This is a genomic window from Elusimicrobiaceae bacterium (genome assembly GCA_017528825.1).
Lineage (GTDB): Bacteria > Elusimicrobiota > Elusimicrobia > Elusimicrobiales > Elusimicrobiaceae > Avelusimicrobium.
In genome coordinates this window covers 45,413-60,435 of record JAFXOI010000015.1, presented here as the reverse complement: position 1 = coordinate 60,435, position 15,023 = coordinate 45,413, and the positions used below count along the sequence as shown (strand labels likewise).

At 44.8% G+C, this 15,023-nt stretch carries 14 protein-coding genes and 1 other RNA gene; 11 read left to right on the top strand and 4 right to left on the bottom strand.

What is annotated here, in order from left to right; all coding sequences use genetic code 11:
- The coding region (locus tag IKN49_03775) for a pyruvate, phosphate dikinase (GenBank protein ID MBR3632164.1) at positions 1-1,947 on the top strand (1,947 nt) is incomplete at its 5' end.
- An 89-nt stretch (positions 1,948-2,036) separates the two neighbouring features.
- Here the strand turns inward: IKN49_03775 and IKN49_03770 are convergent.
- Together IKN49_03770 and IKN49_03765 are read right to left on the bottom strand one after the other, a co-directional pair.
- Positions 2,037-3,011, bottom strand: coding sequence for a type II secretion system protein (locus IKN49_03770; GenBank protein MBR3632163.1), 975 nt, complete (start codon positions 3,009-3,011; stop codon positions 2,037-2,039).
- A 282-nt stretch (positions 3,012-3,293) separates the two neighbouring features.
- On the bottom strand, positions 3,294-3,896 hold the full coding sequence (locus IKN49_03765) for a hypothetical protein (GenBank protein MBR3632162.1): 603 nt from the start codon (positions 3,894-3,896) through the stop codon (positions 3,294-3,296).
- Between the two features lie 75 nt (positions 3,897-3,971).
- Here IKN49_03765 and cdd point away from each other — a divergent pair, with 75 nt between their 5' ends.
- Positions 3,972-4,400, top strand: coding sequence for a cytidine deaminase (gene cdd / locus IKN49_03760; GenBank protein ID MBR3632161.1), 429 nt, complete (start codon positions 3,972-3,974; stop codon positions 4,398-4,400).
- An 83-nt stretch (positions 4,401-4,483) separates the two neighbouring features.
- A complete protein-coding gene (gene lexA / locus IKN49_03755; GenBank protein MBR3632160.1) occupies positions 4,484-5,086 on the top strand; it encodes a repressor LexA in 603 nt (200 codons plus the stop codon).
- Between the two features lie 146 nt (positions 5,087-5,232).
- Here the strand turns inward: lexA and IKN49_03750 are convergent, their stop codons facing one another.
- The gene (locus IKN49_03750; GenBank protein MBR3632159.1) at positions 5,233-5,655 is read right to left on the bottom strand and encodes a metal-dependent transcriptional regulator; all 423 of its coding nucleotides are present in this window, start codon (positions 5,653-5,655) and stop codon (positions 5,233-5,235) included.
- A gap of 68 nt (positions 5,656-5,723) precedes the next feature.
- Between IKN49_03750 and gdhA the strand changes: the two genes are divergently transcribed.
- Entirely contained in the window at positions 5,724-7,073 is a 1,350-nt protein-coding gene (gdhA, locus tag IKN49_03745) for an NADP-specific glutamate dehydrogenase (protein ID MBR3632158.1), read from the top strand.
- Positions 7,074-7,136: 63 nt separating this feature from the next.
- Here the strand turns inward: gdhA and IKN49_03740 are convergent, their stop codons facing one another.
- Positions 7,137-8,321 carry a dicarboxylate/amino acid:cation symporter gene (locus IKN49_03740; protein MBR3632157.1) on the bottom strand — a complete coding sequence of 395 codons (1,185 nt, stop codon included), beginning with the start codon at positions 8,319-8,321 and terminating at the stop codon, positions 7,137-7,139.
- A gap of 78 nt (positions 8,322-8,399) precedes the next feature.
- Between IKN49_03740 and IKN49_03735 the strand changes: the two genes are divergently transcribed.
- The 7 genes from IKN49_03735 to lpxD all read left to right on the top strand — a co-directional run bounded on the left by IKN49_03735 (position 8,400) and on the right by lpxD (position 15,023).
- Positions 8,400-8,951: a ribonuclease HI family protein gene (locus IKN49_03735; protein MBR3632156.1), complete on the top strand. Its 552-nt coding sequence runs from the start codon at positions 8,400-8,402 to the stop codon at positions 8,949-8,951.
- A 2-nt stretch (positions 8,952-8,953) separates the two neighbouring features.
- An RNA gene (rnpB, locus tag IKN49_03730) (RNase P RNA component class A) lies at positions 8,954-9,289 on the top strand.
- A gap of 85 nt (positions 9,290-9,374) precedes the next feature.
- Positions 9,375-10,316: a TerC family protein gene (locus IKN49_03725; GenBank protein MBR3632155.1), complete on the top strand. Its 942-nt coding sequence runs from the start codon at positions 9,375-9,377 to the stop codon at positions 10,314-10,316.
- Between the two features lie 67 nt (positions 10,317-10,383).
- Positions 10,384-10,578 carry a 50S ribosomal protein L28 gene (locus tag IKN49_03720; GenBank protein ID MBR3632154.1) on the top strand — a complete coding sequence of 65 codons (195 nt, stop codon included), beginning with the start codon at positions 10,384-10,386 and terminating at the stop codon, positions 10,576-10,578.
- A gap of 87 nt (positions 10,579-10,665) precedes the next feature.
- On the top strand, positions 10,666-13,029 hold the full coding sequence (bamA, locus tag IKN49_03715) for an outer membrane protein assembly factor BamA (GenBank protein MBR3632153.1): 2,364 nt from the start codon (positions 10,666-10,668) through the stop codon (positions 13,027-13,029).
- Between the two features lie 8 nt (positions 13,030-13,037).
- Positions 13,038-13,988 (top strand): hypothetical protein, encoded by a 951-nt coding sequence (locus IKN49_03710; GenBank protein ID MBR3632152.1) that lies wholly within the window; start codon positions 13,038-13,040, stop codon positions 13,986-13,988.
- 9 nt (positions 13,989-13,997) lie between these two features.
- A complete protein-coding gene (gene lpxD / locus IKN49_03705) occupies positions 13,998-15,023 on the top strand; it encodes a UDP-3-O-(3-hydroxymyristoyl)glucosamine N-acyltransferase (protein ID MBR3632151.1) in 1,026 nt (341 codons plus the stop codon).

Sequence of the window (15,023 nt, the reverse complement as noted above, 5' to 3'; positions counted from 1 at the left end):
ACCTCTGCCACGGGTGTAGCTTTCACCCGTAACCCCGGTAACGGTGACAGCCATTTCTACGGAGAATATTTAATCAACGCTCAAGGGGAAGACGTAGTAGCCGGTATCCGCACTCCTTCTCCGATGAACAAATGGTCTACCAATGCTCACTCAGCCCACTTGCCCACCTTGGAAAAAGTAATGCCGAAAGTGTATAAAGAATTGGACCAAATCCAAAAACGCTTGGAAAAACATTTCCATGACATGTTGGATATTGAATTTACCATTGAACACGAAAGATTGTGGATGTTGCAATGCCGCGTCGGTAAACGCAACGGTATTGCCGCTGTGCAAATGGCTTTAGACATGGTAAAAGAAAAACTAATTACCAAAGAAGAAGCTGTCTTACGTGTCAGCCCGGCTCAATTAGGCGAACTGTTGTTGCCTGCCATTGACCCCAAAGCCGAAAAAGAAGCCAAAGCCATTGCACAAGGCTTGCCGGCCGGTCCCGGCGGTGCAAGCGGTAAAATCGTTTTCACTTCTAATGATGCCATTGCTTTACATGCCAAAGGCGTTAATGCTATCTTGGTGCGCGAAGAAACCAACCCCGAAGATATTGAAGGAATGCGCGCCGCTTCCGGTATTTTAACGCAACGCGGCGGTATGACCTCTCACGCGGCCTTGGTAGCCCGCGGTTGGGGTAAATGCTGTATCGTAGGTTGCGGCGAGCTGGAATTGGACATGGCCAAGAAAACCGTTTCTATGGGTGGCAAGACCTTCAAAGAAGGTGATGAGCTGACCTTGAACGGTACCAAAGGGTTAGTCTATGCGGGCGGTTTGAAAATGTTAGGCGCCGGCGAAGGCAACAAAAATTTGGCCACCTTCTTGGGCTTGTGCGATAAATTGCGTGTCTTAAAAGTACGCGCCAACGCCGATACCAAAGAAGACGCCGAAAAAGCGCGCAAATTTGGCGCCGAAGGCATTGGTTTGTTCCGCGTAGAACATATGTTCTATGGACAAAATTCCGAAAAGCCTTTGTTCATCTTGCGCAAAATGATTTTGGCCGGTAACGAAGCCGAACGCAAAGCTGCCGTGGATGAATTGTTCCCCTATGTGAAACAAGAAATCAAGGCAACCATGAAAGCGATGGCCGGTTTTAGCGTCACGGTACGTTTGATGGATCCTCCTTTGCATGAGTTCGTGCCTGCCTTGCATGAAAAACAACGCAGCTTGGCGGACGCCTTGGAAATTTCGATGGAAACCTTCCGTGAACGTGCCGCAGGTTTGCATGAAGTGAACCCGATGATGGGTCACCGCGGTATTCGCTTAGGTATTACCTATCCGGAAATTACCGAAATGCAAGCCCGTGCCGTTTTTGAAGCCGCGGCCGAATTGATGAAAGAAGGCGTCAAAGTAACGCCGGAAGTCATGATTCCGCTGACCTGCGATAAGAACGAAATCATCAACCAAAAGAAACTCATTCGCAAAGCCTATGACGAAGTTGTAGCCAAGACCAAACAGAAAAAACTGCACTTCTCCGTGGGCACCATGATTGAAATTCCGCGTGCGGCTGTATTAGCGGCCGACATTGCGTCTGAAGCGGATTTCTTCTCCTTCGGTACCAATGACTTAACGCAAATGACGTTTGGTTTCTCTCGTGATGATATCGGTTCTTTCTTGCCGGAATATTTGAAACAAGGCATTTTAGAAGCCGATCCGTTCCAAACCTTAGACCAATACGGTGTGGGCCGCTTGATTACCCACGCGGTCGTAGAAGGTCGCGAGGTTAAACCGGGACTTAAGATTGGTATCTGCGGCGAACACGGCGGCGATCCGGAAAGTGTGCAATTCTGCCACCGCGAAGGATTTACCTACGTGTCCTGCTCTGCGTTCCGTGTGCCAATAGCTCGCTTGGCTGCTGCGCAAGCCGCTGCCAAAGACGTCTTGGCCAAAAAGAAACGCAAATAAACCACATAGGTTGCATGATTTACAGGCTCCTCGTTCCGGGGAGCCTGTTTTATTGGATTGGGAATTTTCGGCATAGCCAGGAGTTTCTTTTATAACTCATTAATATCATCCGAGATAACATAAAAATGCCCCCACCCGGGAAAACTTTCACGACTTACAGTCATTTGACTGCATATATTTTCGGTAGTAGCATTTTTGCCACCATAATTTGAACAACTCCCCCCCACACTCCCGCCTGCTACTCCAAACTGGAACATAGGCAGATCTTTATTAGCCGCGTTGGCAATACATTCATTAGTTGAGTTTAAAACATGGCAAGAAAACACATAGGTATTTGGATTTTGTGCATTTCCTGCCGCCCAATCACCAGCCCGTAAATTTTGCGGTACAGATATATCCATTTGATCCCAAGAAGGATAAACGCCATGTTCGGCATAATACCGCTCGCGACTTTCTATAATCTCTTTCAAAAATGTCATGGCATCCACCATTTTATCGATCGTTTCTTCCGGGATACCGGCCGCTTTCCAGTTTTTGGCAAATTGCGGATAAAAATCGTCTGTGCCGGCTCCTTCTAACACATACGTATCATATCCTTTTTTTAAAGCTCCGTTTATTTTTTTCCCGCCTAATGTGGTGCATAATCTTTCAGCCCGCGCGCTCCCTTGCAAGGCCTCACAATGTATTTCATTGGGGAAGTTTGGACTTTTTTCTTGGTAAATCACATAATTATTTTCCAAGGTATCCTTGCTCAGTTTTACATATTCATAGTTTTTCTTTTCACTTAATGTAACGGTGGCGCCGTCGCCTAGGTTGGCTTGTGTTCCGGCGCTACTGGCCGGCAGTTGCACGTCCAAATAGGCCAGGTCGGGCGAATAAGCACCGGTGTTCATATAATAAGCTTCTTGGGCACTAGCGACACTTTTGGCAAGCGGCATTAAAGTGGCATAGCGGCTTTTATCCATAGCGGTTTGAAATTGCGGCAGGGCAATAGCGGTGAGTACCCCGATAATTAAGACGACGACTAATAACTCAATGAGGGTAAATGCGTTTTGATTTTTCATATCCATTCTCCTTTTATCTGTCTTTGGAAAACGGACATAAAAAACGGCCGTTATATGTGAGCAACAGGAAGTAACCCAAGCATATAACAGCCGTAGTCTATCGTAAAACGATAAACATTTGGCATAAAATAGACGGGTTATAAGGCCGTCTACTTTATACCTAAACGACTGTTCTTGGACTTCCTGTTTGCCCTATTACTAGAGCTCTGCGTATTCTACATACGCTTCCAAAAACAGATAAAATTGTATACGTCTTTTTTAGTATAACAAATTATTTCGCATTTACAAATATGGTTTTATTTCTTTTTCTATTTTTTCTGCCACCATCCGGTAGCCTGTTGCGTTGGGATGTATTTGGTCGGACATCAATCCTTTTCTGCCAAAAATACCGTCCAAAATACCGGGCACGAACACCGCGCCCTTTTCTTGGGCGATTTTTTTGTATGCCTTGCTGTAGCGATTCATCAACGGCGTACCGCCCGTATCTACTACCACAGCTATGGCTCCGGCGGCTTGGACCGCCTCTACCATTTGCTCCATCGCCGAAATGGTGCGTTCAAAAGACACCGACTGCATAAAATCATTCGCCCCGAACTCAATTAGCACCATATAGGGCTCATAATCCAAAGTCTCTTGAATACGAGTAACAGCATGGACAGCCGTCTCTCCGTTGCGACCTAAATTGATTACTTCTCTGCCTAAATTGCGCGTCAATACGGCCGGATAACTACTCTGTGTCGATGCTCCGTAACCGTAGGTTAAACTATCCCCAAAAGCTACAATAACTCCATGAGCATTGCCCAGATTTTTTATTTTTTGCTTCGAGGGAGAAAACATATACCACATCAAACCTATGATCAGTAAAATTAATATCCATTTATTCATACTTTATTGTAGCAAAACAATCCGTTAGTATATCAAAAGACTTGACTTTTTCGTCCTAAAAGATAAAATAAAAGTATGAGCAAAAAAATTACTACTAAGCAACTGGACTCGCTAATTGAAGCGGCCATCGCTGTAAAAAAATACTCTTACTCGCCCTATTCTCATTTCAAAGTAGGGGCTGCCGTTTTGACCGAAGATGACAAGATCTACGCCGGCACCAACATTGAAAATGCGTCTTATGGGCTGACTTTATGTGCCGAACGCAACGCCATGTTTAAGGCAGTGAGCGAAGGCTATACCCGTTTTACGGCACTTGCCTTATGTACCGACCCAGTGCCCAATCAACCTTTCGGCACTCCGTGCGGAGCTTGCTTACAGGTCATGACGGAGTTTATGAAGCCCGATACGCCGCTTTTCCTAATTTCTGTCGATAAAAAAGGCAAAAAAACGGTGTACAAAAAGAAACTTAGAAACTTCATGCCGTACAGCTTTACTGATTTTTAAGTATTTCCCCTGTTTTTGGACAGGGGATTTTTTTCTAAAAAAATTAGAACAAAATATAGAACTTTTTTGCTATAATAAGAAATATGAAACAACTACATCCCAAACAACAAGAGCTATTAGAAATCTTAAAAAATAATATTTCCGATCCGCTCACTATGCAGGAACTGGCCGACCGTTTGGGCGTCAGCGGCAAGAGCGTAGCTTTTCATCATCTCAAACAATTAGAGAAAAAGGGATACTTGAAACGCAATCCGGAAAATCCGCGCGATTATATTTTGCTCAAGGATCCGGAACGTAATGTGGTGTATTTACCTATGTACGGCCAAGCCAAATGCGGCCCCGAAGGCACCCTGCTCTCCGGTGTGCCAACCCGCGTGGTGCCCGTCGACCCGAGCATGATTTATTTTCCGGCCTGCAGAGGATTTATGGTAGAAGCCAAAGGTGACTCTATGGAAAATATCATTGCCCCGCGTGATTGGCTGATTGTGGAACAAAACCGTTGCCCCAATCAACGCGATATTGTGGTCTGTGTCAACCAAGGGGAAGTGATGGTCAAACGCTTTAGCCAGGACGGAGAAAATATTATTTTGGAATCACAAAATAAAAAATACTCCCCCATCATTGCCGATCGGGATAGCTTTCATATAGAAGGAATCGTACGTAGTATTATCAAACGCAATTTCTAGCAGGCACGAGAGGATTTGAGTGGTCTGCTGGGATAATAAGTAACCTCAACCGGAACTTTTAGTAAGTTCCGGTTTTTATTTACATTTCTTGTGAAATGACTAAAACAGGACTTCCTGCTATCTGAGGGAATAGAAATAAAAAAGTTTTATTTCCTTTTTGTTTGTTTTTGTAAAAACGCGTGTAGTTTTTCCAGCGTTTCACGACTAATCGTGTGTTCCATTTTGCATGCGTCCATATCCGCTGTTTTGGCCCGCACGCCCAATACCTCGGTCAAAAAGCGGCTCAAAATGGCGTGGCGCGCCTTTACATCCTCGGCGGCGCGGCGGCCTTTGGCAGTTAGTTTCACCTCACCATATGGTTCATGCTTGACATATCCCTGCTCGGCCAGTACGCGCAAGGCCCCCGTCACACTAGGCGTTTTCACACCTAGCAAATTGCGTACATCCGTTACACGTGAAAAACCGTCGGTATTTTGCACCAAACTGATGGCTTCCAAATAATCTTCCATGGGCGCGGTTAACATAATGACTCCATTGTTAAGAAAACTAACTTTTCCATATCTTAACATATTGGTCAGAACATGTGTGCAAAAATCTGAATTGTTGCTATAATGTAATTAGACCAAGGAGGCTACTCATGGATAGCAAACAATACACCACGCAGTTCCTGGAACGGGTTATACAACGTGACCCCGCACAAAAAGTCTTTCGACAAGCTGTAAAAGAAGTGGTTAGTTCTTTAGCTCCTGTACTTGAGCAAAATCCGCTCTATATCAAAGAAAAAATTTTAGACCGCATTGTGGAACCGGAACGTATTATTAGTTTCCGTGTACCGTGGCGTGATGACAAAGGTGAAATTCACGTCAATCGCGGTTTCCGCATTCAATATAACAGTGCCCTCGGGCCTTATAAAGGCGGTATCCGTTTTCACCAAACCGTTACGGCAGATTCCTTGAAATTTTTGGCTTTTGAACAAACCTTCAAAAATTCACTCACCACCTTGCCGCTCGGCGGCGGAAAGGGCGGTTCGGATTTTGATACCCGCGGCAAAAGCGACAACGAAGTCATGCGCTTTTGTCACTCATTTATTAATGAGTTATATCACCACATCGGCTATCATACCGACATTCCCGCCGGAGATTTAGGTTGCGGTGCGCGTGAAATCGGATACATGTTCGGGCAATACAAAAAATTAACCAATGATTTCACCGGTGCTTTCACCGGCAAAAAACCCAACTGGGGCGGTAGTTTATTGCGCCCGGAAGCAACCGGTTACGGGGTGGCCTATTTCGCCCAAAATATGTTAGCCACACGCCAGGATAGTTTGAAAGGAAAAACCGCGATTGTGTCCGGCACCGGAAACGTAGGTATTTACACCATTGAAAAGTTAACACAATTAGGGGCCAAAGTGGTCGGATTTATGGACTATGACGGCAGCGTGTATGATAAAGACGGTGTCGATGAAGAAAAACTGGCCTTCCTCAAAAATTTAGTTTTCGTACGCCGCGGCAGTTTGAAAGAATATGTGCAAAAATTCCCAAAAGCCGAATTTCGCGTCGGAAAGAAAACGTGGGATATTCCGTGCCAAGTGGCCTGTCCGACAGCGTGTGAAAATGAACTGCATACCGAAGATGCCAAAACGCTGTTGGCCAATGGTTGTATCTGCTTGACGGAAGGATCCAATATGCCGTGCACTCCGCATGCCATTGATGCTTTCCAAGCGGCCAACATTTTATATTCGCCGGGAAAGGCTTCCAACGCCGGAGGGGTGGCTGTATCGGGCTTGGAGATGACCCAAAACAGTATGCGCATTTATTGGACCCGCGAAGAAGTGGATCAATACCTGCAAAAAATTATGCACAGCATCCATGATAATTGTTTGTCGGCCGCCGAACAATTCGGCATGAAAGGCAATTACATGGCCGGTGCCAATATCGCAGGCTTTATTAAAGTGGCCGACGCGATGATTGACCAAGGTTTAGTATAAAAGTCTATTTAACATAAAAAAACTCCCCGAGATTTCTCGGGGAGTTTTTTTATAGTTGACACACTAAATATAATTTTGTTTTTCTTTATACAGCGAATCAATAATTACGGAAACCGCTCCATCTCCGGCTACGTTACAAGCCGTACCGAAAGAATCCATCGCAATATAAAGAGTAATCATCAGTCCTAACATTTGCTCATCAAAGCCGAGCATCTGCTGCAGCACACCTACCGCCGCCATAACAGCCCCGCCGGGGACACCCGGTCCGGCTACCATAGCCAAACTGACTAAGAATATAAATCCGGTAAAATGTACGGAATCTAGATTATTCCCCGTTAACCATAACAGAGCCAGGGAACAACCCACGATTTTAATCGTACTGCCTGCCATATGGATGCTGGCACATAAAGGCACCGTAAAACCGGCTACCCCTTCGCGCACCCCTAAACTTTGTACTTGGCGATAAGTGACCGGAATTGTCGCGGCAGAAGAAGAGGTACCCAAAGCCGTAAAATATGCCGGCAACATGGCCTTCCAAATTGCAAACATATTTTTCTTGGATACTAAAGCCGCTATAGCAAACTGAATTGCTAAGATGAGTAAGGTTAAAGCAAACAAGAAAATGACTACTTTGAAGAACACACTCACTACTCCTGCCACCTGTCCGTTGGCAGCCATACCCATAAATACACCAAATACATACAACGGTAAAACAGGGATAATCACATTCGAAATCACTTTGTACACAACTGCGCGCAAATCGGACAACAACCCTCTGAGTATCTGAGAAGAAGTAAAGGAAGCGCCCAAGCCGAGTACAAACGCTAAAGTTAATGCCGTAGCTACGTCCATGATAGGCGCAATAGGCAAGGTAAAATACAGCGTGAGTTGTTGCGGGCTAGTGAACGAAGCCAAAGCCGAAGCGGAAGTCGTATGTAAAATATACGGATAAGTCAGCAAAGCTGATCCATAAGTCAGCATCCCGGCAAATACCGTAAAACCATATGACAAAGCAACTGTATAAACCAGTAAGCGCCCCACTCCTTTTCCCAAATCCGTAATGCCCGGAGCAATAAGACCTATAATTAGTAATGGAACCATAAAGCCCAAGAACTGACTAAAAAGGCCATTGAAAGTTAAAAAGGTACGCACTACCCAATGGGGCAAATACCAACCGCCGATAATACCGGTTAAAATTGCCAAAATGACAAGCAATAATAAATCTGATGCAACGATTCCTTGTTTCATGCTGTTTCTCCTTATGCCAACCTATATGTTATAGGATGGCCACTATTTCTTATTATACACTTTTTGGTAAAATAAAGTATGCGCATAACAATTAATATAGATGGCGGCAGCCGCGGAAACCCGGGCCCCGGAGCAGCGGCTTACGTAATTAAAGATACCAGCGGAAAGATTTTAGCACAAGAAGGATATTTCCTGCCGCATTGTACCAACAATCAAGCGGAATATACTGCCCTGCGCTTGGCTTTGATTAAAGCCGCAGAATTAAAAGCGACTGATTTAGAAATTATTTCTGACTCTTTACTACTGGTCAAACAGTATTTAGGGGAATATAAAATTAAAAATGCAGATTTGGCTCAGCGCATGACCGAAATCCGCCAACTGGCTAAACCATTTGTAATTCAAATCCGCCACGTCTTGCGACATCTCAATAAAGAACCGGATGCTCTGGCTAATAAAGCCATGGACTTAAAACAATCTGTAGGATTTAATCCGATTGAAAATTTAGATCCGCGCCCGGCACCCGCCCCTAAAAAAGAGGATTTAGTGGTCAATGGTGTGGAAGTAAAACCGGTTGTCCGCAAGAAAAATAAAAAACAAGAAGCACAACCTTCTTTGTTTGACAATTTGTAAATTTGACGGCCCAGAGAACCGCTCCTGAGGTAACTCAGGGGAGGAACTTCCGGACTCCATAGGGTAGCACGCCGCTCGAAAGGGCGGGGCAAACGGGGTCAAAACCGTTTGTACGGAAAGTGCCGCAGAAAACAAACCGCCTTCGGGTAAGGGTGAAAAGGTGCGGTAAGAGCGCACCGCACAACAGGTAACTGGTGTGGCAGGGTAAACCCCGTGCGGAGCAAGGCCAAGCCGGTCCATACGTGTCCCGCGTTCGTGACCAAGTAGGCCGCTTAGAGTAATGGTTCTCACGACGGAATTTTCCGCCGACAGAATCTGGGGTATGGGCCGTCATTCGTTTTTACAATCCTTGTTTGTGGGACGTTCACCCGAAAAGATTGTCCCCCTCTCAAAACTGCTATAATATGACTTAAGGAGAAATGTATGGAACCTGTTACCACCACCGTATCTGTTGCCATGTGGATTGCATTTTGGGTGATCGTTTTGGTCGCCTTGCTCATCGACTTAATCATTTTAAATAAACATCACGGCCATGTATCTATAAAAGAATCTGCCGCTTTGGTAGGGATATGGGCTTTGCTGGCGGTATCTTTTGGCGGAGCAATTTGGCTCTTTGAAGGCCCGCACCATGCGTTGGAATTTTATACCGGCTATTTGCTGGAATATTCCCTCTCTATCGATAACATGTTTGTATTTATTTTGATCTTTAGCTATTTTGCGGTTCCGCAGAATTTGCAACCCAAAGTCTTACTGTGGGGTATTTTAGGGGCGGTAGCGTTGCGCTTTTTCTTCATTTTTGTCGGCATACAACTTATCTCTGCCTTCTCGTGGATGATTTATGTGTTCGGTGGGTTGTTGCTCTTTACAGCTACCAAAATGTTACTTCAAAAAGAAGATGAACAGGCAGATCCGGGGCAATCCTTTATTCTAAAAACCTTGAAAAAAATTATGCCCATTAAAACCGATTATCACGGTGAAAATTTCTTGGTTAAAGAAGCAGGCAAATGGTTTGCCACCCCCTTGCTAACGGCACTGGTGATGATTGAATTTTCCGATGTCATTTTTGCGTTGGATTCTATCCCGGCTGTTTTGAGCATTACACAAGATACTTTTTTGGTTTATTCATCTAACATTTTTGCCATCATCGGTTTGCGTTCTTTATTCTTCTTGCTTTCCGGTATGGCCAGCAAATTTGCCTATTTGCGCTATGGGGTATCCATCATTTTACTCTTTGTAGGTGCTAAGATGATTGCCTCACACTATATTCAAGTGCCTATCCTGCTTTCACTGGGGATTATCGGAGGGGTGTTGGCTCTTTCTATCGTGGCCAGCAAACTCTTTCCCCCTCAACAATCTATTTCTTAATGGACAAACGGCACAATATTTACTACAATATAAGAACCAAATTTAACTTACTATAAGGAAGGAATTTATGGCGTATAAATGTGCAATTTGTGGTAAAGGCCCCGTATCCGGCGGTTCTTACAGCCACTCTAACTTACGTACCAAACGTACTTTCAGCCCGAACTTGCAAAAGCAAAAAGTGGTGTTGGAAGGCAAAACACAGACAGCTTATGTATGCACCAATTGCATTAAGAGCGGTCTGGCCAAAAGACCGGCTAAATAAGCGGTCTTTCGTAGTCTTTGTATTTTGACCCGTCAGCCCGCGCGAGGATATCCTTGTGCGGGCATTTTTCTAGTAGGGAAGGTGCGGATGAATTATTTTTATAAGTGGGTGCCGGTATTATGTTTGCTCATACCTGTGGGCCTTTTTGCGCAAGACATTACCGACGAAATTGATACCGACGGCCCGTGGATGATTTGTGATATCGCCGTCGACGGACTAAAAAACATCAGCAAACGCACCGTCACCAAAGCCGCCCACGCCAAAAAAGGCCAATGGTATGAGCGTTACCACGTCAATGAAGACGTGCGCGACATTTCCGCTTTAGGCAATTTCGACAGCGTACAAGTGGATATTACTCGTAGCAAAGGCACCCGCAAAGACGAAGAAAGCACTCCTCAATCCTGTCACCGTATTACCTATATCGTAGAAGAAAAACCTATCTTTGACCGCATTTTATATGAAGGCCGAAAAAAATTAGGCAAAAACGCCATTACCACGGCCATGAATTTAAAGCTCAAAGACCCTTTTAATGAAGCCAAACTCGTCGCGGATTTGGACCGCATCAAGGCCAAATACGCCGAGAAAGGATACATCAACGCACAAATTAACTACGAGTTAATTACGGACGAAGAATTAAAAACAGTTACTGTAAAATTTTTGATTGATGAAGGCCCCCGCGTCCGTGTAGCCGAACTGAACTTAAATGGAATCAATGACGAAAGTCCGCTTCCTGCCAAAAAAATTATAAAGAAAGCCTCTAACCGACCCGGCAAAGTCTTTAAGCCGCAAAAATTGCAACAAGACTGGGTGAAAATGATGCTCTTCGGGCGCAACAAAGGCTACGCGGAATTTAATCTTACTCAACCCCAAGTAGCTGTAAATGAAGATAAAACATCCGTCACTTTATCCTATGATGTCACAGAAGGCGAAAAAGTAGATTTTGGCGATATTTCCTTTGAAGGAAACAATGTTTTTACTTCCGAAGAACTTAAAAAGAAAGCGTATATTCGCTCGGGGCATTTATATAATCAAAAAGATTTTGATGATACCATTTCCGCCATTCAACAACAATATGCCAATCAGGGTTATCTGCAAGCGCGTGTCACGCCGCAGACTCATATTCAAGACGGACGGCTCAATATCAGCTATGACATTACCGAAGGACACTTATTTTTCATTGACCACGTGGATGTAACCGGTTACGAAAATACGAAAAAATATGTCTTTACGCGTGAAATCACTATTAAACCCGGTGATTTGTATGACTCCCGAAAAATAGAGCGCAGCCAAACCCGTATCATGAATTTAGGATTTATTAATGATGTACAAATCGATATTCAACCTACACCAGACCCACAAAAAGTGGATTTAGATTTTAATGTGGTGGAAGGTCGCCCCGGTATGTTTACGGCCGGTATGGCTATGAGTTCTCAAGACGGTTTGTACGGGGAATTATCCATCAATCACATGAACCTCTTTGGCCGTGCCCAACGCCTCAGCTTACGCACGATGTTTGGTAAAGAAATTTTGGATTACACGGTTACTTGGTCCACCCCGTGGATTTATGATAAACCAACGTCTTTGGGAATCGATTTATTTAACACCCGCCGTTACCGTGCTTTCTCTACTGAAAACCAAGCCTATACGGAAAAACGTATCGGCGGTCGTATCCGTGTCGGACCGCGCTTTAATGATGATATTTATCAGTTGACCTTTAGCTACACCTTCGAGAACATCGATATTTATGATATTGATGCCCGCTTCCGCGAGCCTATTGCCCAGCCCGGACAAGAAAATTATATCGCTAAGGGAGACACAAATATGTCTTCCTTCGGGGTCGATTTTGCGATTGACACGCGGGATAATATCTGGGACCCTACCACCGGTTGGCGTAACTCTTTAGGCGTATCATTAGCCGGCGGACCGGTAGGCGGAGATTTGGATTTGTGGTATCTCAATGCACGTTCTGTATTTAATTATACCCTGCTTAATATCGGCGGGAATTATCCCATTGTATTTGTGTTTTCCAACAAGATAGGCTCTGTCCGCTCGTATGGTCGCACGGGAGAAGTACCCCCCTATGAAAAATTCTTCTTGGGTGGCGCAGATACCATTCGTGGATATGAACGCGCCGGAGAAGTGGGCCCCTTGTATGGTGGTACCACCTATTACGTGATGAATGCGGAATTACGCTTTCCGCTGGCGCGTGAAGGAAGACGCACGTTAGCCCAATTTGCCTTATTCTATGACATGGGGAACTCTTGGAACAAAGCCAGTGATTTAGATTTTTCGCTCGGCCCCGATGAAAATCAATTCAAAGCCGGGGTAGGTGCCGGGTTACGCTTTACGACACCGTCCTTACCCATTCGTATTGATTGGGGATACGGTTTGAATCACAAGAATAACGAAGATCGGTCGCACTTTTACTTTAATATCTCTAACATGATGTAAGGGATTTTATGCGCCAATTATTGGGAATTTGTCTAGGCTGTTTGCTACTTACCAGTGCCGCACACGCAGAGGAAGCGGCAACGGAATTTACTGCGCAAGAATTATCCGTAATAGAGAATATCAAGGCCAAAAACCGTACTGAGCAAGAAATGCAAGCACCGATGCAAGCCCCCCCGCAACTCACACAAGACAAACCCGATACGGATATCCAACTCTCCGAACATGCCAAACAACAAGCCTGGCAAGAACAAAAACAGCAACCTTCATCGGAAAAGGCCGTTCCTTCGGAAGCAGAAAAAACAGACGAAGCAGCTCCTCAAGCGCCCGAAGCGTGTTTGACCGTAGCGTATATAGATATTGATATCGCATTTAACGAACATCCCCGTACGCAGGCCGTGAAAAAACAAATTGACCAGAAAATTAAATCTAAACAACGCGAAGTAGAAAATGCCAAAGAAATTATTGCCGCGTTGGAATCGGAAAACCGACTACTCTCTCGACAAGTAGCCGAATTAAAACCCTTTTACGAAAGCATTGTAACAGACCAATTATTGCTTCCGGCAGTACCTGAAAACGCAGATTCTTTAGCTTTTTCCAATGTGCTCAACCGATTGCTTTTCTCCGGTAGCGAAGTGCTCTCCACCAGTCCGTTAAACTCCCCGGCGCAACTGGAAGAAATCACGGACCGGATCTCCACCAATAAAAAAATTATTGCCGAGCGGACCTTTTTTATAGACAATTATAAGTACCAAACCCGCGAAGAAATACTAAAATTAGAACAGGAAGAAGTCAAAGAAATTTTGCAAGATATTTATAGTGAGATTAAGACCTTTGCACAAAAGAGAAACATCGGAGCTATTGTCCGCAAAGATGAAATTTTATACGGACAAGACCCCGTGAACGTGACCAAAGATTTTGTAAGCAGGCTCAAAAAATCCAAAAAGTATCGTAAAAAATGAGAGGTAATTATGCAATTAACCCTAAAACAAGTAGCCGAAATCACCCATACCGAACTCAACGGAGACGAAAATTTTGTTATCAAACATATTTGTGATTTAGCCGCCCCCAGCCCGGAAGGGATTTGTTATCTAAACAGCCTAGAAAAAGTGGTCGTACCGGAAGGATTTGTGACGGGTGCTTTGATTGTACCGGAAACAGCAAAAGCAATCACGGTGCCTCTCAAAACCAATTTGTTGTATGCCAAAAATCCCGAATGGGCTTATACTCTACTCGTACAATATTGGGATGCCCAAACCCCTAAACACACCCCTGGCATTCACCCGACAGCAGTCATCAGCCCTTCTGCCAAACTGGGCAAGAATGTATCTGTGGGTGCTTATAGCGTAATTGAAGATGAGGTGGTCATCGGAGATAATACCGTGATTTTCCCGCAAGTTTATATTGGCAAACGCACTCAAATCGGACAAGACTGCATTTTGTATCCGCAAGTGGTAGTGCGCGAAGATTGTGTGCTTAAGAATCATGTCATTTTGCAACCGGGCGCCAAAATCGGTAATGATGGATTTGGCTTTATCTTCCACGAAGGCCGCCACCATAAAATTCCACAGATTGGAAATGTAATTTTAGAAGATGATGTCGAAATCCAAGCTAACAGCTGTGTAGACCGGGCTAAACTGGCCCACACCGTAGTAGGTGCCAACACGAAGGTAGACAATCTCGTCCAAATTGCGCATAATGTAAAGGTAGGGCAAAGTACGATTATGTGTGCCCAAGTAGGCGTGGCCGGTACCACCACGATCGGAAGCGGTGTAATTGCGGCCGGACAAGTGGGTATTACAGGCCATGTGCACGTGGGAGACAAAGTGGTACTCGCCGCCCAAACCGGTGTCACTTCGGATATACCGGCCGGACAAACCTATTTTGGCTCTCCGGCACGCCCGATGAAAGAAACCCTGCGCATTATGGCTATCGAGGGTAAATTACCGGAACTGTATAAAGAATTAAAAGCACTTAAAAAAGCAGTAGAGAAATAA

Excerpts from the sequence above, each read along its gene's own strand:
- lpxD (MBR3632151.1), top strand. The coding sequence starts at position 13,998 with ATGCAATTAACCCTAAAACAAGTAGCCGAAATCACCCATACCGAACTC.
- IKN49_03720 (MBR3632154.1), top strand. The coding sequence starts at position 10,384 with ATGGCGTATAAATGTGCAATTTGTGGTAAAGGCCCCGTATCCGGCGGT.
- IKN49_03710 (MBR3632152.1), top strand. The coding sequence starts at position 13,038 with ATGCGCCAATTATTGGGAATTTGTCTAGGCTGTTTGCTACTTACCAGT.
- IKN49_03725 (MBR3632155.1), top strand. The coding sequence starts at position 9,375 with ATGGAACCTGTTACCACCACCGTATCTGTTGCCATGTGGATTGCATTT.
- bamA (MBR3632153.1), top strand. The coding sequence starts at position 10,666 with ATGAATTATTTTTATAAGTGGGTGCCGGTATTATGTTTGCTCATACCT.
- IKN49_03740 (MBR3632157.1), bottom strand. The coding sequence starts at position 8,321 with ATGAAACAAGGAATCGTTGCATCAGATTTATTATTGCTTGTCATTTTG.
- IKN49_03770 (MBR3632163.1), bottom strand. The coding sequence starts at position 3,011 with ATGAAAAATCAAAACGCATTTACCCTCATTGAGTTATTAGTCGTCGTC.
- lexA (MBR3632160.1), top strand. The coding sequence starts at position 4,484 with ATGAAACAACTACATCCCAAACAACAAGAGCTATTAGAAATCTTAAAA.
- IKN49_03765 (MBR3632162.1), bottom strand. The coding sequence starts at position 3,896 with ATGAATAAATGGATATTAATTTTACTGATCATAGGTTTGATGTGGTAT.
- IKN49_03750 (MBR3632159.1), bottom strand. The coding sequence starts at position 5,655 with ATGTTAAGATATGGAAAAGTTAGTTTTCTTAACAATGGAGTCATTATG.
- gdhA (MBR3632158.1), top strand. The coding sequence starts at position 5,724 with ATGGATAGCAAACAATACACCACGCAGTTCCTGGAACGGGTTATACAA.
- IKN49_03735 (MBR3632156.1), top strand. The coding sequence starts at position 8,400 with ATGCGCATAACAATTAATATAGATGGCGGCAGCCGCGGAAACCCGGGC.
- cdd (MBR3632161.1), top strand. The coding sequence starts at position 3,972 with ATGAGCAAAAAAATTACTACTAAGCAACTGGACTCGCTAATTGAAGCG.